At 70.3% G+C, this 26,129-nt stretch carries 31 protein-coding genes; 21 read left to right on the top strand and 10 right to left on the bottom strand.

All coding sequences use genetic code 11. The annotated features are described in order from the left end of the window. The first annotated feature begins 33 nt into the window (after positions 1 to 33). From DJ75_RS07320 to DJ75_RS07275, 10 genes are all read left to right on the top strand, one after another. On the top strand, positions 34 to 1,254 hold the full coding sequence (locus DJ75_RS07320; protein WP_094523860.1) for a monovalent cation/H+ antiporter subunit E: 1,221 nt from the start codon (positions 34 to 36) through the stop codon (positions 1,252 to 1,254). Continuing rightward, positions 1,251 to 1,556: a cation:proton antiporter gene (locus tag DJ75_RS07315; RefSeq protein WP_094523859.1), complete on the top strand. Its 306-nt coding sequence runs from the start codon at positions 1,251 to 1,253 to the stop codon at positions 1,554 to 1,556. Before DJ75_RS07320 ends, DJ75_RS07315 begins: the two co-directional genes overlap by 4 nt. Further along, a complete protein-coding gene (gene mnhG / locus DJ75_RS07310) occupies positions 1,556 to 1,891 on the top strand; it encodes a monovalent cation/H(+) antiporter subunit G (protein WP_198948057.1) in 336 nt (111 codons plus the stop codon). Before DJ75_RS07315 ends, mnhG begins: the two co-directional genes overlap by 1 nt. Next, positions 1,888 to 2,505 carry a DUF4040 domain-containing protein gene (locus DJ75_RS07305; RefSeq protein WP_094523858.1) on the top strand — a complete coding sequence of 206 codons (618 nt, stop codon included), beginning with the start codon at positions 1,888 to 1,890 and terminating at the stop codon, positions 2,503 to 2,505. Before mnhG ends, DJ75_RS07305 begins: the two co-directional genes overlap by 4 nt. Further along, entirely contained in the window at positions 2,502 to 3,236 is a 735-nt protein-coding gene (locus tag DJ75_RS07300) for an MnhB domain-containing protein (RefSeq protein WP_094523857.1), read from the top strand. The genes DJ75_RS07305 and DJ75_RS07300 overlap by 4 nt, the downstream gene beginning before the upstream one ends. After that, positions 3,233 to 3,721: a cation:proton antiporter subunit C gene (locus DJ75_RS07295; protein WP_094523856.1), complete on the top strand. Its 489-nt coding sequence runs from the start codon at positions 3,233 to 3,235 to the stop codon at positions 3,719 to 3,721. The genes DJ75_RS07300 and DJ75_RS07295 overlap by 4 nt, the downstream gene beginning before the upstream one ends. Then, complete coding sequence (locus tag DJ75_RS07290; protein WP_094523855.1) at positions 3,714 to 5,366, top strand: proton-conducting transporter membrane subunit; 1,653 nt, start codon at positions 3,714 to 3,716, stop codon at positions 5,364 to 5,366. The genes DJ75_RS07295 and DJ75_RS07290 overlap by 8 nt, the downstream gene beginning before the upstream one ends. Beyond that, complete coding sequence (locus tag DJ75_RS07285; RefSeq protein WP_094523854.1) at positions 5,363 to 7,468, top strand: cation:proton antiporter; 2,106 nt, start codon at positions 5,363 to 5,365, stop codon at positions 7,466 to 7,468. The genes DJ75_RS07290 and DJ75_RS07285 overlap by 4 nt, the downstream gene beginning before the upstream one ends. After that, a complete protein-coding gene (locus DJ75_RS07280; RefSeq protein WP_094523853.1) occupies positions 7,465 to 9,255 on the top strand; it encodes a Na(+)/H(+) antiporter subunit D in 1,791 nt (596 codons plus the stop codon). The genes DJ75_RS07285 and DJ75_RS07280 overlap by 4 nt, the downstream gene beginning before the upstream one ends. Positions 9,256 to 9,376: 121 nt before the next feature. Next, positions 9,377 to 9,619 carry a hypothetical protein gene (locus DJ75_RS07275; protein ID WP_241881504.1) on the top strand — a complete coding sequence of 81 codons (243 nt, stop codon included), beginning with the start codon at positions 9,377 to 9,379 and terminating at the stop codon, positions 9,617 to 9,619. A 132-nt stretch (positions 9,620 to 9,751) separates the two neighbouring features. Here the strand turns inward: DJ75_RS07275 and DJ75_RS07270 are convergent, their stop codons facing one another. After that, entirely contained in the window at positions 9,752 to 10,105 is a 354-nt protein-coding gene (locus tag DJ75_RS07270) for a MarR family transcriptional regulator (protein WP_094523851.1), read from the bottom strand. Positions 10,106 to 10,217: 112 nt separating this feature from the next. Further along, positions 10,218 to 10,997, bottom strand: a complete 780-nt coding sequence (locus DJ75_RS07265) for an NRDE family protein (RefSeq protein ID WP_094523850.1) — start codon at positions 10,995 to 10,997, stop codon at positions 10,218 to 10,220. Positions 10,998 to 11,102: 105 nt separating this feature from the next. On the opposite strand from DJ75_RS07265, the gene DJ75_RS07260 reads away from it, so the two are divergent. The 5 genes from DJ75_RS07260 (at position 11,103) to DJ75_RS07240 (ending at position 14,860) form a co-directional block, all read left to right on the top strand. After that, complete coding sequence (locus DJ75_RS07260; RefSeq protein ID WP_094523849.1) at positions 11,103 to 12,173, top strand: glucose 1-dehydrogenase; 1,071 nt, start codon at positions 11,103 to 11,105, stop codon at positions 12,171 to 12,173. After that, a complete protein-coding gene (gene gfcR / locus DJ75_RS07255; protein WP_094523848.1) occupies positions 12,160 to 12,795 on the top strand; it encodes a transcriptional regulator GfcR in 636 nt (211 codons plus the stop codon). The genes DJ75_RS07260 and gfcR overlap by 14 nt, the downstream gene beginning before the upstream one ends. A 95-nt stretch (positions 12,796 to 12,890) precedes the next feature. Beyond that, the gene (locus DJ75_RS07250; RefSeq protein ID WP_094523847.1) at positions 12,891 to 13,235 is read left to right on the top strand and encodes a glutaredoxin; all 345 of its coding nucleotides are present in this window, start codon (positions 12,891 to 12,893) and stop codon (positions 13,233 to 13,235) included. Between the two features lie 139 nt (positions 13,236 to 13,374). Further along, positions 13,375 to 13,944: a hypothetical protein gene (locus tag DJ75_RS07245; protein ID WP_094523846.1), complete on the top strand. Its 570-nt coding sequence runs from the start codon at positions 13,375 to 13,377 to the stop codon at positions 13,942 to 13,944. 199 nt (positions 13,945 to 14,143) lie between these two features. Then, positions 14,144 to 14,860, top strand: coding sequence for a diphthine--ammonia ligase (locus DJ75_RS07240; protein WP_094523845.1), 717 nt, complete (start codon positions 14,144 to 14,146; stop codon positions 14,858 to 14,860). 36 nt (positions 14,861 to 14,896) lie between these two features. Here DJ75_RS07240 and DJ75_RS07235 read toward each other — a convergent pair whose 3' ends face one another. Both DJ75_RS07235 and DJ75_RS07230 read right to left on the bottom strand, forming a co-directional pair. Beyond that, positions 14,897 to 16,150 (bottom strand): Glu/Leu/Phe/Val dehydrogenase, encoded by a 1,254-nt coding sequence (locus DJ75_RS07235; RefSeq protein WP_094523844.1) that lies wholly within the window; start codon positions 16,148 to 16,150, stop codon positions 14,897 to 14,899. A gap of 109 nt (positions 16,151 to 16,259) precedes the next feature. Continuing rightward, positions 16,260 to 17,159, bottom strand: coding sequence for a CoA ester lyase (locus tag DJ75_RS07230; protein WP_094523843.1), 900 nt, complete (start codon positions 17,157 to 17,159; stop codon positions 16,260 to 16,262). Between the two features lie 81 nt (positions 17,160 to 17,240). Between DJ75_RS07230 and DJ75_RS07225 the strand changes: the two genes are divergently transcribed. Beyond that, on the top strand, positions 17,241 to 17,741 hold the full coding sequence (locus DJ75_RS07225) for a MaoC family dehydratase (RefSeq protein ID WP_343124405.1): 501 nt from the start codon (positions 17,241 to 17,243) through the stop codon (positions 17,739 to 17,741). A gap of 23 nt (positions 17,742 to 17,764) precedes the next feature. Here DJ75_RS07225 and cyaB read toward each other — a convergent pair whose 3' ends face one another. Then, positions 17,765 to 18,406, bottom strand: coding sequence for a class IV adenylate cyclase (gene cyaB / locus DJ75_RS07220; protein ID WP_094523841.1), 642 nt, complete (start codon positions 18,404 to 18,406; stop codon positions 17,765 to 17,767). Positions 18,407 to 18,521: 115 nt separating this feature from the next. On the opposite strand from cyaB, the gene DJ75_RS07215 reads away from it, so the two are divergent. Further along, complete coding sequence (locus tag DJ75_RS07215; protein ID WP_094523840.1) at positions 18,522 to 19,457, top strand: peptidylprolyl isomerase; 936 nt, start codon at positions 18,522 to 18,524, stop codon at positions 19,455 to 19,457. 118 nt (positions 19,458 to 19,575) lie between these two features. After that, positions 19,576 to 19,836, top strand: a complete 261-nt coding sequence (locus DJ75_RS07210; RefSeq protein WP_094523839.1) for a hypothetical protein — start codon at positions 19,576 to 19,578, stop codon at positions 19,834 to 19,836. Between the two features lie 26 nt (positions 19,837 to 19,862). Here the strand turns inward: DJ75_RS07210 and DJ75_RS07205 are convergent, their stop codons facing one another. From DJ75_RS07205 to DJ75_RS07190, 4 genes are all read right to left on the bottom strand, one after another. Further along, on the bottom strand, positions 19,863 to 20,483 hold the full coding sequence (locus DJ75_RS07205) for a transcriptional regulator (RefSeq protein ID WP_094523838.1): 621 nt from the start codon (positions 20,481 to 20,483) through the stop codon (positions 19,863 to 19,865). Between the two features lie 74 nt (positions 20,484 to 20,557). Continuing rightward, entirely contained in the window at positions 20,558 to 21,238 is a 681-nt protein-coding gene (locus DJ75_RS07200) for a P-loop NTPase (RefSeq protein ID WP_094523837.1), read from the bottom strand. 62 nt (positions 21,239 to 21,300) lie between these two features. Continuing rightward, a complete protein-coding gene (locus DJ75_RS07195) occupies positions 21,301 to 21,675 on the bottom strand; it encodes a YlbF family regulator (RefSeq protein WP_094523836.1) in 375 nt (124 codons plus the stop codon). 93 nt (positions 21,676 to 21,768) lie between these two features. Next, the gene (locus DJ75_RS07190) at positions 21,769 to 22,422 is read right to left on the bottom strand and encodes an alpha/beta hydrolase (RefSeq protein ID WP_094523835.1); all 654 of its coding nucleotides are present in this window, start codon (positions 22,420 to 22,422) and stop codon (positions 21,769 to 21,771) included. A 260-nt stretch (positions 22,423 to 22,682) separates the two neighbouring features. On the opposite strand from DJ75_RS07190, the gene dph2 reads away from it, so the two are divergent. Together dph2 and DJ75_RS07180 are read left to right on the top strand one after the other, a co-directional pair. Further along, on the top strand, positions 22,683 to 23,726 hold the full coding sequence (gene dph2 / locus DJ75_RS07185; RefSeq protein WP_094523834.1) for a diphthamide biosynthesis enzyme Dph2: 1,044 nt from the start codon (positions 22,683 to 22,685) through the stop codon (positions 23,724 to 23,726). A gap of 60 nt (positions 23,727 to 23,786) precedes the next feature. After that, positions 23,787 to 24,863 carry a HAMP domain-containing sensor histidine kinase gene (locus tag DJ75_RS07180; protein WP_094523833.1) on the top strand — a complete coding sequence of 359 codons (1,077 nt, stop codon included), beginning with the start codon at positions 23,787 to 23,789 and terminating at the stop codon, positions 24,861 to 24,863. An 11-nt stretch (positions 24,864 to 24,874) separates the two neighbouring features. Here the strand turns inward: DJ75_RS07180 and DJ75_RS07175 are convergent, their stop codons facing one another. Beyond that, positions 24,875 to 25,324, bottom strand: a complete 450-nt coding sequence (locus DJ75_RS07175) for a TIGR00725 family protein (RefSeq protein WP_094523832.1) — start codon at positions 25,322 to 25,324, stop codon at positions 24,875 to 24,877. A 94-nt stretch (positions 25,325 to 25,418) separates the two neighbouring features. Here DJ75_RS07175 and DJ75_RS07170 point away from each other — a divergent pair, with 94 nt between their 5' ends. Further along, complete coding sequence (locus DJ75_RS07170) at positions 25,419 to 26,075, top strand: HAD family hydrolase (protein ID WP_094523831.1); 657 nt, start codon at positions 25,419 to 25,421, stop codon at positions 26,073 to 26,075. Positions 26,076 to 26,129 lie beyond the last annotated feature (54 nt).

The following is a 26,129-nucleotide window of genomic DNA, read 5'->3' as shown; positions in this document are numbered from 1 at the left end:
GCATAGAGACGGTGGACCCCGAACCCGTCGGAGGTGTGGTGGGTGGCTGACGCCGACGACGCCGGCGGACCCGTCACGAACGACGCCGGCCCGACGCCGCGATCGACGGTCGTCGTCCCCGTCGAACCGTCGCCGACCCTCCGCGCGACGGTCTCGCACGTCGCCGAGGCCGCGGCGGACGGCGAGTTCGACGCGATCCACTTCGTGGAGATCGCCTCGTGGCGCGACGGCGACCCGGGCTCCGACGACCGCAGCGCCGAGGCCCGGCGCGTCCTCGAACGGGTGTCGGCGTGGGCGGAGGCGGACCTCGACGACGCCGACGGCGACACCGGCGACGACGTGACGGTCGTCTCGGCGCTGATCGGCGCCGACGAGTACCTGTTCGGTCCGGTGGACTACGTCGAGGTGCTCGCCGAGTACGCCGGGGAGCACGGCGCGGACACGGTGGTGCTCGATCCCGAGTACACGCCGGTCGGCAACACGACGCTGCTCCAGCCGCTGGAGTTCGCGCTCTCGAACACCTCCCTGTCCGTCCGGACGGCCCCGGTAGGGCGCCCGACCCGGCCGGAACGGCTCCGGAGCGAGGCGACGGGCGTGCGGTTCGCGGCGATGTTCGGGCTCTCGCTGGCGTTCTACTTCGTGCTCGGCGACCCGCTCTACTGGTTCGACTGGGTGACCGGCGTCGCGACCGCGACGATCGTCTCGATCACCCTCTCGCGGATCAGCTTCGACGCCGACCCGGCGATCCCGCGGACGCCCCAGCGGCTGGTCCGCGGCGCGATATACGTCCCCGTCCTGCTGTACGAGATCGTCGTGGCGAACTTGGTGGTGGCCCGCGTGATACTGGACCCGCGGCTCCCGATCGATCCGACGCTGAACCGGGTCCGCGTGATCGTCGGCAGCGGGCTCCCGCTGATGACGCTCGCGAACTCGATCACGCTGACGCCCGGGACGCTGACGGTCCGCGCCCGCGACAGCGACCTGTACGTCCACTCGCTGCTCCCGTGGGCCCGCGAGGGGCTGTTCGACGGCTCGCTGGAGCGCTGGACGCGGTTCGTCTACTACGGGCGCTCGGCGGCCCGCCTGCCGACCCCCCGCGAGCGCGACGACCACGCGATTCTGCAGGGTCCCGACGCGACCGAGGAACTGCCGATCGCCGCCGCGGACGGCGGAGCGACCGGCGATGACGCCGGGCCGGAAGCGGCGGCGGACGCCGAGTCCGGCACCGGTGACGAGGGGGTGACCGACGCGTGACGCTCGTCGACGCCACGGTCGTCGCCGGATACACGGTCGGCGACTTCCTGCTCCTCGCGGCCGCCGGATTCGTCGTGCTCGCGATCGGGATGCTGTACCGTGCGGTGAAGGGGCCGACGATGCAGGACCGGGTGCTCGCGGTGAACGTCCTCGGGACGAACACGGTCGTCATCCTCGCGATCCTGGCCGCGGCGCTCTCGGAGCCGACGTTCCTCGACATCGCCTTAGTGTACGCGCTGTTGAACTTCCTGATGGCGATCGCCATCTCGAAGTTCACTGTCGAGCGAGGTGGTGTCCTGTGATCGAGACGCTCGGCACGCTCGGGACGGTCCGCGTCGGGCTGATCGTCGCGTTCACGCTGCTCGGGCTGTTCTTCAGCTTCGTCTCGATGGTCGGCGTGCTCCGGTTGCCCGACGTGTACTCTCGGGCGCACACCGCCTCGCAGGCGGACACGCTCGGCGCCGGGTTCGGGCTCGCCGCCGTCGCGCTCGCCGTCGGGTGGGAGGGAGCCGGCTTCAAATCGGTGCTCCTGCTGTTCTTCATCTTCGTGACGAACCCGACGGCCGCCCACGCGATCTCCCGGGCGGCCTTCGAGGAGGGAATCGTGCCGTGGACCGAGGGGGACGATCGCCGATGACGGGGACGAGCCTCCTCGCCGCGGCGGCCGGCAACCTCCTCCCGGCGGTCACACCGGCGGCGCCCGTACCCGCCCAGGTCACCGCCGTCGAGGGGAGTCTGCTCGCGTTCGTGGTGCTGACGGCGCTCGCGACGGCGCTGGCGCGCGACGTGCTCGCGGCGGTCATCGTGTTCGGCGCGTACAGCCTCGGGATGGCCGCGCTGTACACCTTCTACCGCGCGCCGGACGTCGCGCTGACGGAGGCGGCGATCTCAGCCGGCGTGACCACCGTCCTCCTCCTCTTGACGCTCGCGAAGACGACGCGGATCGACCACGACGTCGCCTTCGAGTCGGTGAACGTCCCGGCCGTCGGCGCGGTCGGGCTGCTGTTCGGGGGACTCCTGCTCACGATGGGCGACGTGCCGGCCGTCGGCTCGCCGGACGCCCCCGTCTGGTCGAACCCGGACGTGACGCAGTGGTACCTCAGCGAGTCGTACGCGCAGACCGGCGTCGACAACACCGTGATGGCGGTGCTGGCGGCGTTCCGCGGGTTCGACACGTTCGGCGAGGCGGTCGTCGTCTTCGCCGGCGGGATCGCGGCCCTCATCGTGCTCCACCGAGAGGTGTTCGCATGAGCGACGTTCGCCCCGACGAGGAGGCCGTCCGCGACGCCGCCCCGAACGAGACGAGCGCCGAAGCCGACGCGGGGGCGGTCGACGAGGGCGACGCCGACGACGTCCCGCCGCACCGCGCCCGCTCCCGGTCCGGCCGGTACGACTCCGACCGGCGCCAGGGCACGCCGTACACGGAGAGCCAAGTGATCATGCCGACGGTGAAGATCGTGGCGCCGTTCGCGTTCACCTACGGGCTGTTCATCACCTTCCACGGCGCCGGATCGCCGGGCGGCGGGTTCCAAGGCGGCGCGATCATGGCCGCCGTGGTGTTCATGATCGCGTTCGCCTTCGGGATCGAGGCGACGCGCGACTGGCTCGCCAACACCGTCGTCGTCGCGCTCGCGGTCGGCGGCGCGCTGGCGTTCGCGGGCATCGGACTGATCCCGGTGGCGCGCGGCGGCGCGTTCCTCCAGTACGACCTGCTGCCGATCCCGGTGAAGTACGGGCTGGAGAGCGTCGAGGTCTTCGGCATCGCGACCATCGTGACCGGCGTGCTCATGGGGCTGTTCTTCCTGCTCGCGAGGGGGTTCGCCTCGGAGGGGACCGGTTTCGGCGAGGGCGGAGAAGACGAGAGCGAGGAAGACGCGACCGACGAGACCGGGACCGCCGCGAACGACGCCGACGGCGTCGGCGGCGACCTCGGCCCCTCGGGATCGGATCGCACTCCGGCGGCCGACGGAGGTGAGCGATGACAGCGACCGCTACCGTCGCGGCCGCCGGAATCGACGCCGCGGTCGCGTCCGCGGGTGTGTTCGAGGTATTCACGACCCGTCACGCCTACCTCACGTTCGCGCTGCTGCTCTGCGTCGGTCTCTACATGATGATAGCAAACCCCCACCTCGTGAAGAAGATCATCGGACTCAACCTGTTCCAGACGGCGATATTCCTGCTATTCATCGCCTCTGCCTACGTCGAGGGCGGATCGATCCCGATCGTCCACTCCGGCGAGGCGGCGACGAAGACGTTCGTCAGCCCGCTCCCGCACGTGATCGTGCTCACCGCCATCGTCGTCGGCGTGAGCCTCACCGCCGTGGGGCTCGCACTCTGCATCCGGATCTACGACGAGTACGGAACGCTCCGCACCGACACCCTTCGCGACCTGATGCGGGACGAGGGGTCGCTCCCGTCCGTCGCCGGCGACGACGGCGCGGCCGACGGAGGTGCGAGCGATGACTGACGTGCTCCTCCCGCTGGCGATCGCCGTCCCGATCGTGGCGGCGACGCTGCCGATCGCGCTCGGACTGCGGTACGACGACATCGGCTGGCCGATCGCGGCGGTCGCGACGACCGCGGTGGTCGGGACCGCGGCCGCGATCGTCGCCGAGGTCGCGATCGGCGGACGGTTCAGCCACGCGCTCGGCACCTACCAGCCGCCGATCGGAATCGAGCTGGTGGCGGACGAACTGTCGGCCGCGGTGCTCGCGCTGATCGCGGTCGTGTCGCTGGCGACGCTCGCGTTCTCTCGGGTGGCCGGTCCCCGCGGGAACGCGTTCTACAGCGCGTACCTGCTGCTGGTCGGGGGGCTCTCGGGAATGGCGCTCACGGGCGACCTGTTCAACATGTTCGTCTTCCTCGAGATCGTCGGGATCACGACGTACGCGCTCATCGCCGCCGACCGCTCGGGGGCGAGCGCGTACGCCTCGCTGAAGTACCTCGTGGTCGGGACGGTTGGCGCCTCGCTGTACCTGGTCGGCGTCGGCTACGCGTTCCTCGCGACGGGGACGCTGAACATGGTCGACATGCGCGAGCAGATCGTCGCGCAGGCGGGGTACGGCGACCCGCTGATCCAGGCGAGCTACGCGCTGATCGTGGCCGGGCTCGCGCTGAAGATCGCCTTGTTCCCGGTCCACACCTGGCAGCCGGACGCCTACCAGCGCGCGCCGGACGCCGTCACGGCGGTCGTGGCGGCGCTCGTGTCGACGACGAGCGCGTACGCGCTGATCCGGGTGACGTACACCGTCTTCACCGTCGACTTCCTCGCCGCGAACGACGCGATCACGACGGCGATGCTCGTCGTCTCCGGGGCGTCTATCCTCGCCGGCTCGGTGCTCGCCGCGATGCAGTCCGACCTCAAGCGGATGTTCGCGTACTCCTCGGTCGCGCAGTTCGGGATGATCGGGGCCGCGATCGCGTTGGCGAACGAGACCGCGCTGCTCGGCGGGATCGTCCACCTCGTGGGGCACGGCCTCCTGAAGTTCGGGCTGTTCCTCGGGATCGGGACCCTCGCGCTCGGCTACGGCGTCCGTCGGATCGAGGACGCCGCGAGCGCCGCGCGCGAAGCGCCGTTCACGACCGGAGCGATCGCCCTGCTCGGGCTCGGGCTCGTCGGGATCCCGCCGTCGGTCGGTTTCCTCGGGAAGTGGTACATCGGGGTCGGCGCCGTCGAGTCCAGCATGGCCGGCGCCGGGCCGGCCGGGATCGGCGTCGCCGCCGTGATCTTCGTCAGCACTCTGTTCACGCTGTCGTACGTCGCGCGGCTGATCGAGCGGTTCTACTTCGCCGGCGTCGGGCTCCCGGGCGGCCACGGAGAGGAGGCGGCGGCCGGCCACGGCGACGACCCCGCGGGCGGCGCGAGCGATGACCCGGCCGGAGTGGCCGCCGATGGCGGTCGCGATGACGACCCTGCGGCCGACGATACGGGTGCGGCCGCGCCGGTCGCGCCCGTGGAGGGCGCGCCACGGCCCTCGCTGGTGCCCGACCGAGTGCCGGCGGCGTCGCTGGCGATACTGGTCGTCACGACGCTCGTCACGGTCGCGCTCGGCTTCGCCGGCTTCGCGCTGGCCGAGTGGTTCGGTCCGTTCCTCACGGAGGTGTTCGCATGACTGACGCTTTCATTTCAGACCCACGTCCCCTACTGGCCGTCCTCGTCTCGTTCGTCGCGGCGTTCTTCATCGTCGCGTCGCACCGCTCGCCGAACGTCCGCGAGGGGTGGACGATCGCCGCGGCGGTCGCGAAGTTCGGGATCGTCGCCTCGATGCTCCCGGCCGTCCTCGACGGCGCCGTCTTCGAGTGGTCGCTCGGGGCGTTCCTCCCCGGGATCGAGTTCGCGCTGCGCGCCGACGCGCTCGGCATGCTGTTCGCGTTCCTCGCCAGCGGGCTGTGGATCGTCACCTCCTTCTACAGCATCGGCTACATGCGGGGGAACGACGAGACGAACCAGACCCGGTACTTCGCCGCGTTCGCGGTGTCGCTGTCGGCGACGATGGGGATCGCGTTCGCGGGCAACCTCGTGACGATCTTCGTCTTCTACGAGATCCTCTCGATCGCGACGTACCCGCTCGTCGCGCACGACGAGACGCCGGAGGCGCGCTCGGCCGGTCGGAAGTACCTCGCGTACACGATGTTCGGCGGCGGCGTGCTCGTGCTCGCCGGGACCGCCCTCGTCTACCTGATCGCCGGCAACGTCTCGTTCACCGCCGGCGGCATTCAGGAGCTCGCGAACGCCGACCCCGGCCTCGCGATGCTCGCGTTCTTCCTCCTGGCGATCGGGTTCGGGGTGAAGGCCGGGATCATGCCGCTCCACCAGTGGCTCCCCGAGGCGATGGTCGCGCCGACGCCCGTCTCCGGGCTCCTCCACGCGGTCGCGGTCGTCAAGTCCGGGGCGTTCGGTGTCTCGCGGGTCGTCCTCGACGTCTTCGGCCCGGAGCTCGTCTTCGACCTCTCGCTCCCGTTCGGCTTCTCGGCCGGCCTCGTGTTATCGACCATCGGGGCGATCACGCTGACGGCGGCCTCCATCATCGCCCTGCGAAAGGACCACCTGAAACAGCGGCTCGCCTACTCGACGGTGAGCCAGCTGAGCTACATCATCCTCGGGCTCGGGCTGTTCGGCTGGTACGGGCTCGTCGGCGCGCTGCTGCACATCCCGGCGCACGCGTTCATGAAGCTCACCCTGTTCTTCTGCGCCGGGAACCTCCACGTCTCGACGCACACCGACTACATCTCGGAGATGGCGGGGATCGGCAAGCGGATGCCCCTGACGATGGGGGCGTTCACGGTCGCCTCGCTCGGGATGGCCGGCATCCCGCTTCTGGCCGGGTTCGTCAGCAAGTACTACATGCTGATCGGCGGGATCCGGATGGGCGCCCAATTGACCCCGGTCGCGTACTACCTCGTGGGCGCGCTCCTGCTCTCGGGCGTCCTCAACATCGCGTACTTCTGGCCGGTGATCTACACCGCCTTCTTCGAGGCGGAGGACGCCCACGACGCGAAGCCGCTCGTCGACTTCCGGATGGGCGGCGAGTCGCGGTCGACGCTGCCGGCGACCGACGGGGGGCGACCGGAGGACGAGAACGACGATCCCGAAGACGAGAGCAACGACACCGACGCCGAGGTCGACGATGTCGTCGAGAGCGCCGAGGGCGACGGGACGGTCGGGGACCCGAGCGACGACGCCGACGTCCCCGACGACTCCGACATCCCCGACGCGGAGCTCGACGACCTCCCGACCGACGCGGAGGGCGTCGTTCGCCCGGACTTCAACACGAGCGAGCGCGACTTCTCCGAGCCGGCCGAGCGCGTCGACACCGGCGACTACGCGGTCGACTCGCGCCCCTCCGACGCGGACGTGCCGTTCGGCGTCGGACGCCGCGACAACGCGACGGAGGGCTCCGAGGCCGACGACGGCGACGGCGCCGCCGTCGAAGCCGGCCGCGGTGACGACGAGGGTCACACCGATGACGGTGAACACGGCGACGGCCACGACGACCACGGCCACGCCGGCGGCCCGCCCGCGGGCGGCTGGCGTCACATCGACGGGCTCGACGCCCTCCGCGGGCGCGAGTCGACGTGGTTCACGCTCGGCCCGATCCTCACCGCGATGAGCCTCGCGGTGCTGCTCGGCGTGATCCCCTACGAGATGGGCTTCTTGGAGCTGATCGAGCTCATCGTCGACACGCGGCTCCCGGAGGAGGTGATGCGGCCGTGAACGCGGTTCTCACCTCCCTCCCGCCGTACGTCGTTCTCGCGGCGGCGGCGTTCCTCGTGCTCGGGCTCCCGCGGCGGGCGGGTCACGCGGCGGCCGCGCTGGCGACGGCGTTCACGTTCGCGCAGGCGGTGCTGCTCGGCGACGGCGGCACGGGGGCCCACCTCGCGACGCAGCTGTTCGGGTTCGACGTGGTGCTGTTCAACGTCGACCAGTTCTCCCTGCTGATGGGCGTGGTCGTCGGCTTCCTCGCGACGGCGGCGGTGCTATACGCGTACGGCACCGAGGCGCCGACGTGGGTGACCGCGTTCGCGCTGGTGTACGTCTCCTCGACGCTCGGGACGATATACGCCGGCGACTGGCTCACGCTGATCTTCTTCTGGGAGCTGATGGCCGTCACCAGCACGCTGCTGGTGTGGCAGTACGGCGGCGCGGCGGTGCGGGCCGGCTACCGCTACGCGCTGTTCCACGGTATCGGGGGGACGTTCTTCCTCGGCGCGGTCGTCGTCCACGGCGCGTCGATGCTCGGCAGCGTGCCGGCCGCCGAGATATTCCTGTTCTCGTCGACGACCGGGATCCACGCGAGCGCGACGCTGCTCGCGGCGATCGGGGTCGGGGTCAACTGCGGGTTCATCTTCCTGCACACGTGGCTCCCGGACACCTACCCCCGCCCGCACGTGGCGGCGTCGGTGTTCCTCTCCGTCTTCACGACGAAGACGGCGGCGTACGTGATGTACCGGACGTTCCCCGAGGGCGGCATGTGGCTCGCGTACCTCGGCGGGTTCATGGCCGTCTACGGGGCGTTCTTCGCCCTGCTGCAGTACGACCCGCGCCGGCTCCTCTCGTACCACATCCAGGCGCAGCTCGGGTACATGCTGGCCGGCTTCGGGCTCGCGACGTACGTCGGCGAGTTCGCCGTCACCGGCGGCTTCGCGCACCTGTTCAACAACGTGCTGTACAAGAGCCTGCTGTTCATGGCCGTCGGCGTCGTGATCTACCGGACCGGCGTCGAGGACATCAGGGACATGGGCGGGCTCTGGCGGGAGATGCCGGTCACCTTCCTCGTCTACGTCGTCGGCGCGGCCTCGATTACCGCCGTCCCGGGATTCAACGGGTTCATCTCGAAGGGGATGGTGATCGACTCCGCCCACGAGCTCCACAACTTCGAACTCCTCTTCGGCGAGGGGCTGCTGTGGTGGCTGCTGATCCTCGGCGGCGTGGGGACGTTCATGTCGTTCATCAAGCTCGGCTACTACGTGTTCTTCCACGGTTCGGCGACGCTGTCGCCGAAGGACGCCACGGCGTTCCAGACCGCCGGGATGCTCCTCGCCGGCGGCGCCTGCGTCTTCTTCGGGGTGTTCTACTACCAGCTGATCGAGCTGATGCCGTTCACGGAAATCATCCTCGGCGAGGACGTCTACTTCAAGCCGTACAGCGCGAGCCACCTGACGGAGAGCGCGGCGCTCCTCGTGACCGGGTTCGTCGGCTTCTTCGCGCTGAAGCGGCCGCTCGGCTGGCTCGCGCACCACATGCGAGACGTCGACGCGGTGACGTACCCGGCCGCGTTCTACCTCGGGCGGGGGTCGATCTGGGGCGTCACGGCGCTGTGGGCCGCCGTCGACCGCGCCGTGATGCGGTTGGTCGCGGCGATCAAGCGGACCGCGATGCACCCGCGGACGGCGGTCGCGGGGCTCGGCGTCGACGTGGAGATCCGAACCGGGATCGGCCGCAGCGTCCTCTTCTTAACGCTCGCGGCCGGGGTCGCGCTGTTCGCGTTCCTGCTCGGCTGAGCGGGAGTTACGAACGGCTTCGTCGGACTCTTATTTTCGGACGGACGGAAGTCGGCGTTCAGCGTGATGGGTTTCGAATTGTATGAGAAAATTTATAACTAATCCGTCACCCGGTTGGGATGTGTCCCTCCAACCGTTACAGGTACCCGGCGGCCCCGAGCTGCTCATACTCCTCGTCGTACTGCTCGTCGTCTTCGGCCTCGTCGGCCGATGGGTGTACCGGGACGCGAAATCCCGCGGGAGCGACTGGGCGTGGCAGTGGGGAGTCGGTATCGGACTGCTGTTTCTGTTCGGCCTCGTCCCCGGACTGCTCGGACTCCTCATCTACGTCACGGTGCGAGACGAGGTCGGCGAACCGACGTGAGCTCCGCGAACTACGCGGCTCACGACGCGCGATCAGCGGGCCGAGCCGTCGCTCTCTGAGCGTTTCAACGGCGTCGAAAAGGAGGAAGCGGCCGCGTCGTCAGCGTCCGGCTCGTCTGGACGCGGCGGCGGCTCAGTACTCCTCGTACGCGAGGTTCATCATCCACTGCGAGAAGGCGTCCGCCTGCGGGTCGACCTCTTCCTCGCCGATGAACGGTGACAGCATGTCGTCGGCCATCAGCAGCGAAAAGTCCAGATCGCGGGGGGCGGGCTCCAAGTAGTACGTGTTGTGTCCGTCGTACACCGTATCGGACCGCTGGATGAGGCCCGACTCCTCTAACGCCTCCGCGATGCGGCTCCCCTTGCGTGAGGAGACGTCGAGTTCCTTCCAGAAGTCGCTCTGGTGGATGCCACCGGTCTCGCGGATGAGTTCGAGGCCGGCCTGCTCGTCCTCCGACAGCTCGGCCTCGAGTTCGGACACGCTCATGGTCGAACACCCGCCCGCGAGTCGCTTAAAACTGGCTTTCCGTCCCGTCGCGGCGCCTCCGGGCGCGACGGGATCGGGGGCGATCGCCGTCTCGGGCGCCCGTCCGCCGCCGTCAGAACTCCGCCGGTAGCGACACCGGCTCCGCGGGCGTCTCGCAGGGCGGGCCGTCGGCGTAGGCGAACTCGGGATGCTCAGTCGGGTCGGCGCTCGTGCGGATCCGGGTGAACGACCGCGTCCCGAACCCGTCGCCGTGGAGGCAGGCGCCGTACTCGTGGTCGGCGAGGACGCCGCTCGCGCGGTCGAGCCACGACCCGCCCGACTCGCCCGGCTCGGGGACCAGTTCGGCCGCGATCCGACGGGCGCTGTCGGCGCGCTCCTCGGCGAACTCCCGGCGACGCTCCGGCACCGAGAACCGCTCGACGCCGTTCACCACGCCGCCGACGTTGCCGACGACGTGGACGCCGGGGTCGAGCCGGGTGACCGCGATCCCGCCGTCGTACGAGAGGAGGAACGCGGCCGCGTCGTCGGCGATCACGAGGTTGAACCCGTCGTACGACCGCTCTTCGAGGTCGCGCTCGACCCCACGCACCGCGGTCTCCGCGGAGTCGGCCTCCAGGCAGTCCCGCACGAGGAGTCCCCTGGAACGGTCCCCGTCGCGGTCGGCGTCGAGCCAGCGGTTGGTGACCGCGACGGCGACGCCCGACTCCGAGAGGCCGATCCACGTCCCGCCGGCCTCGGCGTCGCGCGGGGCGACGTACCGAACGCCGTCGTCGCCGGCGGGATCGCGCACGGCCGGCGGTTCGGCCGCCCTGTCGAGCGCCTCGTCGCGGTTGGCGGCGAGCGCGGTCGGCGCGTCGCCGAACACGCGCCACGCGAGGGCGAGAGTACACACGATAGCCGTTGCGGACGACGAGGAGGAAAAACCCGCGATCGGTCGGAGCCATTCTTTACTCGCAATAAAAGAAATCTTTTGGTTGCTGACCCCGTCGGTCGGTGTATGAACGCGATAGCCGTGTACGAGGGGGCCGACGAACCGGTCGTGACGGAGAAGCCGCGACCGGAGCCGGCCCCGGGGGAAGCGCTCGTCCGGACCCTCCGGGTCGGCGTGGACGGGACGGACCACGAGGTGATCGCCGGCGGGCACGGCGGGGCGCCCGAGGGCGAGGACCACCTCGTGTTGGGTCACGAGGCGGTCGGGGTGGTCGAGGACCCGAACGACACGCCGTTCGAGGCCGGCGACGTGGTCGTCCCGACGGTGCGCCGTCCCCCCAACGGCGCGAACGAGTACTTCGCGCGCGGCGAGCCCGACATGGCGCCGGAGGGCCGGTATCACGAACGCGGCATCGTCGGCGCGCACGGGTTCATGGCCGAGTACTTCACCAGTCCGGCGGAGTTCCTCGTCGCGATCCCGCCCGCGCTCGCCGAGTGGGGGTTCCTCGTCGAGCCGATCTCGATCGCGGAGAAGGCGATCGAGCACGCGTTCGCCAGCCGGTCGGCGTTCCACTGGGAGCCCGAGTCCGCGCTGGTCTTGGGCAACGGCTCCCTCGGGCTGCTCACGGTGGCGGCGCTCGACGCCGACTTCGACCGGATCCACTGCCTCGGTCGCCGGGAGCGCCCGGACCCGACGATCGACATCATCGAGTCGCTGGGCGCGACGTACGTCAACTCCAACGAGACGCCCGTGCCGTCGGTGCCGGAGGCGTACGAGCCGATGGACTTCGTCTTCGAGGCGACGGGCCACGCGCCGCACGCCTTCGAGACGATCGAGGCGCTCGCTCCCAACGGGGTGGGCGCGCTGCTCGGCGTGCCGGGCGACTGGGAGTTCGAGATCGACGGCGGCCGGCTCCACCGCGAGTTCGTCCTCCACAACAAGGCGCTCGTCGGGAGCGTCAACTCCGGCTACGAGCACTTCGAGGCCGCCGTCGACTCCCTGTCGCGGTTCTCGGCGGGGTTCCTCGACGATCTGGTCACCGGCGTCTACGGGCTCGACGAGTTCGAGGCCGCGTTCGCGGATGACGACACGACTATTAAAACGGCGGTCGAATTCGGCTCATATGAAGAACGTTGACGACCTGATAGACAGCGCGGCCGAGCTCGCGGACCACGGTCTCTCGAAGGGAGAGATCGCCGACGAGCTGAACGTCTCCCGTGAGACCGCGAGCTGGCTCGTCGAGCGCGGCGGCGGCGGCAACGCCGCGGCCGAGACCGCGGCCGCCGAGACGACGACCGACATCCACGTCGACTGGTCGGCGCTGGGCCGCGACTCGACGCGGCTCGGCTACGCCGCGAGCGCGATGGCCGACCTCCTCGCGAAGCAGGGCGAGGAGGTCGACCTGACGGTGGGGGTCGAGAAGGCCGGGGCCCCGCTCGCGACCGCGGTCGCGAGCCGACTCGACACCGACCTCGGTACGTACGCCCCCGCGAAACACCAGTGGGACGAGGGCGACATCGACGAGCAGGGCGGCGGGTTCTCGCGGAACTTCGCCGGGATCCGCGACCGCGACTGCTACGTCGTGGACGACATCATCACCTCGGGGACGACGATGCGGGAGTCGATCAACGCGATCCGCGAGCAGGGCGGCGAGCCCGTCGCCTGCGTCGTGCTCGTCGACAAGATGGGATACGACGAGATCGACGGCATTCCGGTGTACTCGCTCGTGGACGTCGTCCGCGTCGACCGCGACGAGTAAGCGCTCCCGACGAGGAGCGGTCGCAGGCGTCGCCCTGCGTGGATCTCTCGATTCCGTGCGGAACCCATTTGCCGCGGCGGCGCGTATCGGCGCCTATGACGTTCCAGCCCGAGTCAGAAGCCGACCCCGAGGAGATCGAAGCGCGCGTTCACGAGACCATCGCCGAGAACGACGTGGTCCTGTTCATGAAGGGGAACCGACTGATGCCCCAGTGCGGCTACTCGAAGCGCGCCGTCGAGCTCATCGGTCAGTACGTGGAGGAGTTCGAGACCGTCGACGTGCTGCCCGCCCTGCCGCACTACCGAGAGGCGCTGGAGGCCGAGAGCGGCTGGGAGACAATCCCGCAGACCTTCGTCGACGGCGAGTTCGTCGGCGGGAGCGACGTGTTGGCAGAGCTGGAGGAGCGCGGCGAGCTGGCCGCCGAGCTCGGCGCCGAGTAGGCCGCGAGCGCACCCGCTCGCAACGACGCCCGATCTTGGGAGTCGAAGGGCAGTCCATATAAACCTACGGTGCCTAGTTGCAGTAGACGCAGCCGCTGCCGCCGTGCCGACCGTCTCGACCCATCTCACCCAACCAACAATGACAGGCCGCGTGTTCAGACTTCATTCGACGCTCGAACTGCCACTCGAAGACGTGGAGACGTACTTCGAAGAAGACCCCGACCTCCCGCCGGAGATCGACGACATCGACATCACGCGTCGAAACAACACCCTCATTATCAAGGCCCTGTCCGACGACGAGAGCATCAGCAAGTACACGCCGACCGCCCAGCTGAAGGCGTCCGTCACGGAGACGCGCGTCTGGGAAGAGGAGCCGCCCCGCGCCGGCGGCCCCCAGTGGATGGACGACGAGGAGGAGGAGATCCCCTCCGAGCTCGTGGAGTTCGCCTGCTTCAAGGGCGATCGCGAGACCGTTCTCCAGAACTCCGCGCTCCAGTACCCCATGTTCCTCGTGCTCCGCGAGCTGGCGCAGATCTCGGAGAAGGGGACGCTGACCGCGATCACGGAAGAGGAGGACGAGCTCGAAGCGACGCGGATCGTCGAGGGTGAGCCGCGTCCCGCGAGCATCGAGGTCGTCGAGAGCCCGCAGGGCGCCGGCGACGGCGACGGCGGCGTCAACTGGCGCGACAACGAGTTCATCTCGGACTGAGTCCGACGCCACGACCTCGCTCGGCGTCAGTGGTCAGTCGACGGCGGGGTCGCACGACGGCCCGTCGCGTCGAACCCGCGTTCTAAATCCGCGATCAGGTCGTCGATCCCTTCGAAATCGACGCGTCCGGCGCCCGTCGGTCGACGGTCGTAAACCCGGACCGTCGACAATTTAAGCGCTCCCGGCGTTTTCCCCGCCAATGACCGACGACTGGGTGAGCCTCTTTTCGGGCGGGAAGGACTCCTCGTGGGCGCTGTACCGCGCGCTGGAGGAGGGCCTCGACGTCTCGCGGCTCCTGACCGTCCACCCGGCGGGCGACTCGTACATGTACCACACGCCGGCGACGGAGCTCGCCGAACTCGCGGCCGAGAGCGTCGGGATCGACCTCGTCGAGGTCTCGCCGGACGACTTCGGCGCGGACGACGTCGACGACGCGGGCGCGCAGGGCGACGCCGAGCTGGAGCCGATGGAGGCGGCGCTCCGGGAGGTCGCCGCCGACGACGACGTCGACCTCGCCGGGGTCACCGCCGGCGCGGTCGAGAGCGAGTACCAGACCAGCCGCATTCAGGGGATGTGCGACCGCCTCGGGATCGACCTGTTCGCGCCGCTGTGGGGCGAGGACCCGGTCGCGCTCGCGGAGGCGATGTTCGACGCCGGCTTCGAGATCCGGATCGTGCAGGTCGCCGCCTACGGGCTCGACGAGTCGTGGCTGGGGCGGCGCTTCGACGCCGACGCGCTCGCGGAACTGATCGACCTGCGCGAGGAGTACGGCGTCCACCCCCTCGGCGAGGGCGGCGAGTTCGAGACGTACGTCGTCGACGGCCCGCACATGGACCGCCGGATCGAGTTCGAGTACGACGCGGTGTGGGAGGGCGACCGCGGCCACGTCGAGGTGCGAGACGCGCGGCTGGAGTGAGCTAGCGACACAACGCGAAACGCCTCTGAAAGCGCGCTACGGCCAGCTGCCGGCCTGGTCGTAGGCGTCCACGATGCGGCCGATGGCGACGACGTAGGCCGCGGTGCGGAGGTCGCGGACGTCGCGTCCCTCGTAGGCCTCGACGATGCCGTCGAACGCCTCCGTGATCACGCGTTCGAGCTCCTCGTTGACCCGCGACTCCGTCCAGCTGAACCGCTGTCGATTCTGCACCCACTCGAAGTACGAGACGGTGACGCCGCCCGCGTTGGCGAAGATGTCGGGGACGACGTAGACGTCCTTCTCGGCGAGGACGTCGTCGGCGTCGGGAGTGAGCGGCCCGTTCGCGGCTTCGACGATCACGTCGGCCGCGACGTCGGTCGCGAGGTCGCCGTCGATCGCGTTCTCCAGCGCCGCGGGCACGAGCAGGTCGACGTCGAGCGTCAACAGCTCCTCGTTCGTGATCGGTTCGGCGTCGCCGTAGCCGGAGACGGCGCCGGTCTCGCTCTTGTAATCCTTCACCGCCCGCGGGTCGAACCCGTCGGGGTCGTGGATACCCCCGGAGGAGTCCGAGACCGCCACCACGTCGGCACCGAGGTCGTCGATGAGGGCGGCCGCGACGGAGCCGGCGTTGCCGTACCCCTGTACCGCGACCGTCGCGCCCGCGAGGTCGCGGTCGAGCCAGTTTAACGTCTCGCGCGCGGCGAGCGCGACGGAGCGACCGGTCGCCTCGACGCGCCCCTCGCTGCCGCCCGAATCGATCGCCTTCCCGGTGATGACGCCGGGCGCGGTCGTGTTCTCAAGCGTCTCGTAGGTGTCTTTGATCCAGTTCATCTCCCGCTGGCCGGTGTTGACGTCCGGCGCCGGGATGTCGCGGTCCTCGCCGATGATCGGGCGGAGCTCGGTCGCGAAGGCGCGCGTCAGCCGCTCTAACTCGCTCTCCGAGTACTCTCCGGGGTCGATCGCGATCCCGCCCTTCCCGCCGCCGTAGGGCACGTCGACGACGGCGCACTTATACGCCATCCAGCCCGACAGCGCCTTCACCTCGTCGCGGGTGACGCCCGGGTGATAGCGGATCCCCCCCTTGTACGGGCCGCGATCGCCGTTGAACTGCGAGCGGTACGCGCGGACCGTCTCCAGCGATCCGTCGTCGCGTTCGAACGTCAGATTCGTCTCCAGCAGTCGCTCCGGGTTCTTCAGCCGAGTGAGAATTCCCGGCGGCGCGTCGAGGTGCGCCGCGGCGTCGTCAACCTGTTCCTGCAGACTTTCGAACGGATTCGCCTGATCGCCCATGTGAACTCGTCTCCGGGGACCGGGGTTAATTGTGACGGACGATCAGCGGGATGCGGGATCGCGGTTGGGGGGGCGCGGCGAACGGCTCCGCTTCCGCTCGCCGCGGTCCCTATCGCGGGTCGAGCCCGGCGGCCGCCGCTCGCTCGACGATCCGCTCCGCCCGCGCGATCAGCGGGGCGTCGATCATCTCGCCGTCGACGCTGAAGACGCCGCGGTCGTCCCGGTCGGCCTCGTCGCAGGCGTCGAGGACCCGCGCCGCCCACTCGACCTCGTCGGGGTCGGGCGTGAACGCCTCGTTGATAGGCTCGACCTGCGACGGGTGGATCGCGAGCTTCCCGTCGTAGCCGAGCGTGCGCGCGAACGCCGTCTCCTCGCGGAGCCCCGCGGTGTCGGAGAAGTCCGTGTACACCGTATCGAGCGCGTCGACGTCGGCGGCGCCGGCCGCGAGGACCGCGTGCTCGCGGGCGTACAGCACCTCGGTTCCCTCGTCGGTGCGCGTCGCGCCCAGGTCCGCCGCGAGGTCTTCGGCGCCGAAGACCAACGCGTCGGTCGGTTCCGCGTCGGCGATCGCCTCGGCGGCGAGCACGCCCCCCGCCGTCTCGACGAGCGCGAACACGGCGGGGTCGAGCCCGCGGTCGGTACACAGCGCGGCCGCACGGTCGACGCGGTCGGCGCCCTCGACCTTCGGGAGCATGACCGCGTCGAGTCGCGGCGAGCGCTCGGCGTCGTCGGTGCCGGGCTGGACGTCACCGGTCGCCGCGCTCGCTCCGACGAGCGCGTCGAGGTCGGCAGCGGGGTCCGTCGCCGTGAGCCGGACGCAGACCTCCGTATCGGGGTCGAAGTCGGGATCGGCGAGCAGGCCGCGGACGGCGGCTCGGGCCTCGTCCTTCCGGCCGGGGGCGACGGCGTCCTCGAGGTCGAAGCAGACCACGTCAGCGCCCGTCGCCGGCGCCTTCCGCATGAGTTCCGGGCGATCGCCGGGGGAGAACAGGAGGCTTCGTCGGGCCATGTCGGGCACTCCTCGCGGCCGAACATAAAGAGCCGGGCCGTCCGAATCCGAGACCCGCCCGGCGCCCGGAGCGGTACCGATTTGCCGCGGCGGGTCGACGGTCGGTCCATGACGGGACGCTACTACGAGGAGTTCGAGGTCGGGGAGACGATCGAACACGCGCGGCGGCGGACGGTGAGCGAGGCCGACAACCAGCGCTTCTGCGACATGACGATGAACCAGCAACCGCTCCACCTCGACGCCGATTTCGCCGAGGGGACGCAGTTCGGCGAACGGCTCGTCAACGGGCTGTACACCCTGTCGCTCGCGGTCGGCGTGTCGATCCCGGAGACGACCGACGGCACCATCGTCGCGAACCTCTCGTACGACGACATCGAGCACCCGAACCCGGTGTTCCACGGCGACACGATCCGCGCGCGGTCGACGGTCACGGACAAGCGGGAGACCAGCGACGGCGAGCGCGGCGTCGTCACGATGCACGTCGAGGCGTTCAAGCTGGTCGAGGACGGCGACGACGTCCTCGTCTGCGAGTTCGACCGGACCGCGCTCTCGAGGAAGCGGCCGGACGGGAACGGGAGCTGACCCCTGTCACGAGCCGGACCCGACTACCCGTCGTCGCTCGCGTCGGCGTCGTCTTCCGCCAGCAACAGCCCGAGGTACGACGTGCGGACCTGCTCCGCGCCGTCGAGTCCGAGCCGGTCGAGGGCGTCGAGCGCGTCGTCCCTGACGGCCTCGATCGCTCCCTCCTCGGCGACCGCGCGCTCGATCTCGACGAACTCGCCGAGCCCGTCGACCGCGTCGAGCGTCACCGTGAATCCGTCGTACGCCCAGAACTCGCGGCGCTTCTCGACGGTCGCCGCCGGTTCGAACCCCAGTCCGGAGAGGATGCCGGCCGCGGCCTCCGGGTCGGCCACCTCGGTCTCGTGTTCCGCGCGGGTCTTCGACCCCTCGTCGAGCAGCGGCCCCTTGTACGTGATCTTGGTCGTCTCGGGCGCTGTCGGTGGGGCGTTCGACCCGGGGTCCGGACCCTCCGCCTCGTCCGCCGCGTCGGCCGGGGAGATTCCACTCGGAAGCGGCGTCTCGCGGCGGACCCGAAGCGCCTCGTCCGTCTCGGCGAAGTCGCGGTGCGGCGCGTCGTAGTAGGCGTCCCGCTGGCGACGCGCGTCGACGCGCTCGGCGCCCGCCTCGCGCAGGCGCTCGCGGACCGCGTCGACGTCGGCCGGCACCTTGATCTCGACCTCGAACATACCCGGATTCCGCCGGGCGCGTTCTTAAGCGCCGCGGGACGCTAACTCCGGCGCGACGCGGTCGCCGCCGCGTCGAACCGTGCGCCTTAAGGGTGTAACAGGTGACGTTCAGGGTATGAGCGATCAGGAGCAAGCGGACGCGGCCGAGGACGCCGACGAGGCCGAGACCGAAGCCGAGACCGAGAGCGCCGGACTCGCGGACGGCGACTTCGTGCGGGTCGCGTACACGATCCGAACGGCCGACGACGGCCGGGTCATCGACACCACCGACGAGGAGACGGCCGAGGAGGCCGAGATCGACACCGAGGAACACGAGTTCGAACCCCGCGTCATCGCGCTCGGCGCCGGTCACGTGTTCCCGGCGGTCGACGAGGCCTTCGTCGGCGCCGAGGTCGGCGACGAGGGCGTCGTCGACGTCCCCGCCGAGGACGCCTTCGGCGCGTACGACCCCGACGAGGTCGAGACCGTCAAGGCCGACAAGATCCCCGAGGACAGCCGGTACCCCGGCGCACAGGTCCAGATCGACAACCAGCAGGGCTACCTCGAGACGATCATCGGCGGCCGCGCCCGCGTCGACTTCAACCACCCGCTGGCCGGCGAGGACCTCGAGTACGAGTACGAGATCCTCGAGCTCATCGACGACCGCGAGCAGCAGGCCGCCGGCATGCTCGGGATGTACCTCCAGGACGCGCCCGAGGTCCGCATCGAGACCGTCACCGAGGAGGAGGAGACGGTCACCGAGGACGACGAGGGCGAGGAGGTCGTCGAGACCGATGAGGTCGAGAAAGACGTCCTCTACGTGACGGCCACGCAGGCGATGCAGATGAACCAGCAGTGGATGTTCCAGAAACAGCAGATCGCGCAGGACCTCATGGGCCGGCTCGACCTCGACCGCGTCGTGGTCGAGGAGGTCATCGAGGGCGGCGGCATGGGCGGGCTCGGCGGCATGATGGGCGGCATGGGCGGCGCCGGCGCCGGCGACATCGAGGACGCGCTCGAGGACGTCGACGTCGACGCCGACGAGATCGTCGACGAGCTCGACGAGGAGTAACCCCCTTCGCGGCGTCTCGGCCGGACGACGAACCGATCCTTTTTGACCGACGGTCGACCCACCCAGAGACATGGAAACCGACCGGCCGACGGAGAGAGACGCGGAGGGCGGCTGACCGATGGAGATCGAACGGGCGCGGGACGACCTCGTGGTCGCCGCGAGCGCCGGCGCGACGACGGTCGCGGTCGCGGTGCTGTCCGGGGTCGCCGGCGTCGTCGAGGTGGGGACCCTGCCGACGCTCGCACCGATCGCGGTGTACGCCGCCTATCTCTTCTCGCGGAAGGGCGGCCCGTACGGACCGCTCGACGAGCCCCGGAACTGGGCGGTCGCGGCGGCGCTCGTCGGCGTAGTCGTGGCCGTCGCGGCCGCGGTGCTGTAATCGAACCGGATCGAGAAACGCCCGATTCAGGCGATGTCCCGGCTCGTGTCGACGGAGACCGAATCGGTGAGCTTCAGCTTGAGCGGCTCCTCCAGCGCCGCGCCGCCGCGGAACTTCGGGACGACGAGTCGGTTCACGATCTCCGTTCCGGTCACCGCGGTCCGGAGGTCGAAGACGACGTCCGCGATCTGCTCGGTGACGACTCGGTTTCGGTCGGCCGCTCCCCCTTTGAGCGCGTGAAGCACCGCGAGCCCGTCGGCGTCGTCGACGCGCCGACGGAGATCGCCGAGGAACGCGCCGTACTCCGCGCCGTCGTCGGACTCCAACGGGCCGACGGAGTCGACGACGATCGTCCCTCGCTCCGACAGCTCCGCGGCCGCGTCCAGCGCGGTCGCGAACGGGTCGTCCCCCGTCGCGTCCTCGACCACCGTCTCGTCCGCCTCGTCGTCGAGCGTGAGGCTCGCCCCCACCGCGTCGGCGGAGCGCACCGTCGTTACGTACCGGCACTCCCGGACCCGCGCGAGTCGGTCCAGGATGAGCTCGGACTGACTGGCGGGGTCGGCCTCCAGCGCGACGACGCTGCCGCTCGGAATGCCGCCGCCGAACTCCCTGTCCAGCACCGAAATTCCGGTCGGGAGCGCCTCCATACGATCGCTGTCGTCTCCGGGGGTTTGGCTCTGTCGGTGACCGCCAAACCGCGATCGGGACGCGGAATCGACGGTCAGACGATCCGCCATCGCCCCGCTCCGTACCCCCGCGCGAGTCGCCGCGCGAGGTCGTCGTACGCCGATCGAACGGCCGGGTCCGAGAGCGGCGCCGGCGCCCGAGCGGGGATCCGCCCCACCACCGGGCAGCCGAGCAGATCGGCGACCGGATCCGGGACGGACGACGCGCGGACGGCGACGACGCCAAGCGGCGGGCAGTCCAGCCGCCGCGCGATCGCGGCCGTCTTGGCGGCGTCGCGCAGGGCCGCTCGCCGGAGGGGCGTCACCAGGAGCGACCGATCGGCCGCGCGGAGCGGGGCCGCCGCGTCCGGCGACGCGCCCGCCGGACAGTCGAGGAGCGCCGCGGCGTCGTCGGGGAGCGCCTCGCCGAGCGATCCGAACGTCGGACCGGGATCGACGGGGTCGGGGTCGTCGGGGGCGGCGAGCACCGTCGGCGACCGACGGTCGAGCGGGATCGAACCGCCGCCGAGGACCGCGTCGACGACGGTGGGGCGGTCCCGAGCGTCGGTCTCAGCGGTCCCGTCCGCGGTCTCCGACGCCAACCGCGCGAGGTTCGGGAGGTCCCAGTCGGCGTCGGCCGCGACCGCTCGCGCGCCCCGCCGCGACAGCGCCCGCGCGAGCCCGAGGGTCGTGGTCGTCTTCCCGCTCCCGCCCTTGCCGCCGGCGACTGCGATCACGCGCCGGGTTGCGTCGCTATCGGTGATAAAAGTCGACAGGAGAGCGACCGCGGAACCGCCCGTCAGTCCTGACAGCAGCTGCCGGCCTCGCCGCCGAAGTCGACCGCGAGGGGTTCCGAGATGGCCTCGTTGACCGTCTCGAGGGTGTCGGTCAGCTCGTCTTGCGCGTCGAGGAACTCCCGCATGGTGGGCATCGAGTGGAGCTCGTCCTGCGCCGCCTGCACCTTCTGGAGCCCGGAGTTCGTCGCCTGTCCGGTCTCGCGGGCCTGCATGAACTCGGCGCGCAGCTGTTCGAACTCGTCGATCTTCGCCTGGACCTCCTCGTCGCGCTGTACCGCCTCGCGCGCCTCCTCGAAGCGCTCGTACTCGGTGGTTCGGGCGATCCGCTCGCCGAGCTCGCGACCGAGGTCCTCGATGGAGGCCTGTTCGACGCTCATGACCGATCGTTGGCGCGGAGCGGCTTCAACCTGCCGGAGCCGGGGGTCCCGCCCTCCGATCCGTCGGGGACCGCGTCCGCGTTGGCCGCGCCCTCACGCGGCTCGCGCCTCGACGAAGGCGACGACGTCCGCCAGCTCCTCCTGCCCGATCCCGTGGCCGCCCGGGTAGTTGCCCCGGGTGACGTCGGCGCCGATCGCCTCGAGGCGGTCGGCGGCGGCGGCCGAGCGCGACGCCGGGATCACGCGGTCGCCGGCCCCGGCGCCGACGAGGACCGGCTTCCCCTCGATCCCGTCGGGCGCGAGGTCCGAGTGCGCGTCCGCGAGGTAGCCGTGGAGCGCGACGACCCACGCGTACCGGTCCGGCTCCTCTACGAGGAGCGAGAGGCTCGTGATCGCGCCCTGACTGAAGCCGAGCAGCCCCATCCGGTCGGGGTCGATGGCGTACGCCTCGGCGGCGGCGTCGACGCTCTCGGCGACGAGATCGAGGCTGCGGCGGAAGTCCGCGGCGTCCGGCTGGCTCGATTCGAGGCCGCCGGCCGAGAGGTCGAGCTCGTACCAGGTGTACCCGCCCTGCAGCGGGTCCGGCGCTCGGAGGCTGACCACGTGGAGGCCGTCCGGCAGGTGGCGCGCGACGGGTAGCAGGTCCTCCTCGTCGGCGCCGCGGCCGTGGAGAACGAAGACGGCGGGCGCGTTCTCCGGGCCGTCGTCCGGCGCGACGTGGACGTGTTCCAGCGGAATGTCGCTCATGGCTCTCCGGTTCGTCGGCTCGGCGGTTGTATCCGTCGGCCGCGGCAGACGGTCCGTCGCCGGCCGCGGCAGTCGCGATAGCCGCGATGGCCGCGGCGGTCGCGATGACCGCGATGGCCGGGGTGATTGCGGTGGTCGCGATGACTACGATAACCGCGACGGCCGACCCGTGTCGGGGTCCGGTCTCGCTTGATCCCGAACGATCACGAGAATACCCTCCGAGCGCGCCGTTTAACCGTCCCCCCGCGTAATCCGGGTGCATGAGCGGCTCCACGGAGGGTGACCTCACGAAGACTGGGATGGCCCTGAAACACGACCGCGAGTGGGACTACGAGCTCGACCGGATCGTCGAGGCCATCGAGGAGCGCGACGCCTCCAAGGTCGGCCTCCAGTTCCCGGAGGGACTCAAGCGCCGCGGCCCGAAGGTCGCCGACGACCTGCGGGAGGCGGCGCCCGACGACGTCACCTTCATGCTGTCCGGGCAGCCCTGCTACGGCGCCTGCGACCTCGACACGTACCTGATGCGCCGGACAGACGTGTTCGTCCACTTCGGCCACACGCCCATGAAGGAGTCCGACAGCATCGTCTACGTCCCCCTCTTCTCGAACGTCGACCCGTTCCCGATCATGGAGGACGCGCTGGCGGAGGAGCTCGACGACCCCGAGGAGAACCCCGACGTCGGCCTCGTCACCACCGCCCAGCACATGAACCGGTTCGAGGAGATGACCGACTGGTTGGAGGAGCGCGGCTACGAGGTCCACACCCGCCGAGGCGACGACCGGCTCACGAAGGAGGGACAGGTGCTCGGCTGCAACTACGCCTCCGCGGACATCCCCGCCGACCAGGTGCTGTACGTCGGCGGCGGGAAGTTCCACCCCGTCGGCCTCGCGATGGAGCACCCGGAGAAGCGCGTCGTCATCGCCGACCCGGTCAACAACGCCGTCTCGGTCGCCGAACACGACCAGTTCCTCAAGCAGCGCTACGCCTCGGTCCACAAGGCGATGGGCGCCGAGAAGTGGGGCGTCATCTTCTGTACGAAGATCGGCCAGGGCCGGTGGGAGACCGCCCAGGAGATCGTCGAGAACAACGAGAACGCGTACCTGATCACGATGGACGAGGTGACGCCGGACCGCCTCCGCAACTTCGACATGGACGCGTTCGTCAACACGGGCTGTCCCCGCATCACGACCGACGACGGCCCGCGGTTCCACAAGCCGATGTTGACGCCGGGCGAGTACGAGGCAGCCATCGGCGAGAAACCCCTCGACTCGATCGAGTTCGACACGTTCCACGACACCTGGTAAGCCCGCGGCGGCCCTCCCGGTAGTTATACGTCGAGCGCGGCAACAGTAGACGAACACCAAATGGGTGCGCCCGGCGACGGCATCGCGATCGTTCTCGTTACGAAGACGCCGGAGCGAGCGGCGGCGATAGCGACGTCGCTGGAACGCGCGGACGATCGGCTCGTCGCCGAGCCGACAGCGGACACCGACGCGGCGCTGCGTGTCCTCCGGGACACGCCCGTGGACTGCCTGGTGACCGCGGGCGGACTCACCGACCCGACCGGGGTCCCGTTCGTCGAAACCGTCCGCGACCGACACCCGGAGCTCCCGATCGTGTTCTGCCCCGACGAGGCGCTCGACGCGGCGGCCGTCAGCGACGCGTTCGAGGCCGGCGCCACCGACGTCGCGCGGTCGTGCGGCGAGTCGGACCGGACGCCCGTTCTCGTCCGCCGCATCTCGAACGCCGTCGCGTCCGCTCGCGCGGTCGCCGAGGCCGAGCGACAGCGGCGGCGCCTCGAAGCGTTCACGAGCGGCGTGTCTCACGACCTGCGGAACCCGCTCACCGTCGCACAGGGACGGATCGAGTTAGCGCGCAGGGAGGGAGACGTCGGACACGTCGACGACGCGGCGGCCGCGATCGATCGAACGTTCGAGCTGATAGACGACCTGTTGACCCTCGCGAAACAGGGCGAGCGACCGCGGGAACTCGACTCGGTCGAACTCTCGGACCTCGCCGAGCGGTGTTGGGCGAACGTCGCCACCGGCGACGCGACGCTCGTCGTCGACGGCGACCGACGGCTGCTGGCGCATCCGAGCCGACTGAAACAGCTGTTGGAGAACCTGTTCCGAAACGCGGTCGACCACGGGGGCGACGACGTGACCGTCTTCGTCGGAGACATCTCGCCGATGTACACGACGACGCGCGCCGAGACCGACCTGCCGACGGGGTTCTTCGTCGAGGACGACGGGCGGGGAATCTCCCAGGACGAGTGCGAGGACGTGTTCGACGTGGGATACACGACCGCGGAAGGCGGCACCGGGTTCGGTCTCAACATCGTCAGGGAGGTGGCTAACGCGCACGGGTGGGAGGTCTCCGTGTCCGAGGGCACGCGAGGCGGGGCTCGGTTCGAGATCACGGGCGCCGAGAGCGGCGGTTGACCGCCGAGCGGTCAGTTCGGCCCCGCGGCGCTCTCGACGTGCTCGACCGCCTCGGTCGGGGTGTCGACGTCCTCCACGCCGGCGACCTCGTGCGTGTCGAGCCCGGCGACGGCGCGGCCGTGCGCGAGCGCCAGTCCGATCTCCGAGAGCGTGCCGTGCGAGCCGTCGATCGCGATCGCGGCGTCGCCGTTGAGCACCACGAGCGCGTTGCGGGCGTGACCCAGCCCCGTCGCGATCGGGACCGTGACGTGCGGGTTCGCGTCCGCGCGGCGGGCGGTCGGCAGGATCCCGATCGTCTCCCCTCCCGCGTTCGCGGCGCCGCGACACACCGCCGCCATCACCCCGCCGAGCCCACCGCAGACGACCGTGTGGTCGCGCTCCGCGAGCCGTTCCCCCACCGCTTCGGCGACCGCCGCCGTCTCGGGCGAGACGGAACTCCCGCCGATGACGCTGACGCGCATACCCCGGGACGGGCGGCGGACGCGTATAAAAGAGCCGGCGGTCGCGTCGCGGCGTTGGTGAAACCCTTTTAAGGGCTGAGCGACTCCGGACTGTATGACGTACGATACCGTCGTGTTCGACAACGACGGTGTCCTCGTGGGCCGCACGCGCTTCGACGTGCTCCGGGATGCGACCCGGAACGCGTTCGAAGAGTGCGGCGTCGAGGAGCCCGATCCGGACGACGTAGAGCGCATGACCATCGGTGCGACCCCCGGAAGCGTGGGGACCGTCTGTCAGACGTACGACCTCGATCCCGGGTCGTTCTGGCGGACTCGCGACGACGTGGTCTCGAAGGCCCAACAGCAGGAGGCCCGCGCGGGGCGGAAGACCCCGTACGACGACCTCAACGAGCTGCAGAGCCTCGACGTGGAGATGGGAATCGTCTCCTCGAACCAGCAGGCGACGGTCGACTTCCTCGTCGACCACTTCGACGGCTTCGAGCGGTTCGGCGCCGCGTACGGCCGCGAGCCCACGATCCACTCGCTCCAGCTCCGCAAGCCGAACCCCCACTACATCGAGCAGGCGCTCGGCGACCTCGATGCGGGCAACGCCCTGTTCGTCGGCGACAACGAGTCCGACGTGCGCGCGGCCGAGAACGCGGGCATCGACTCCGCGTTCATCCGCCGCCCGCACCGCCGCGACTGGGAGCTGAACGTGTGGCCGACCTGGGAGATCGACCGGCTCTCCGACCTGCACGACATCATCGGGTAGGATCGCCGGCGGCGGGGGACCGCCGCGGCCGCCCGTCGGTAGCCGCCGCGGCCG

Source organism: Halorubrum sp. Eb13 (assembly GCF_002252895.1).
GTDB lineage: Archaea > Halobacteriota > Halobacteria > Halobacteriales > Haloferacaceae > Halorubrum.
The sequence above is the reverse complement of the archived record's forward strand: the minus strand, read 5'-3'. Positions and strand labels throughout refer to the sequence as shown.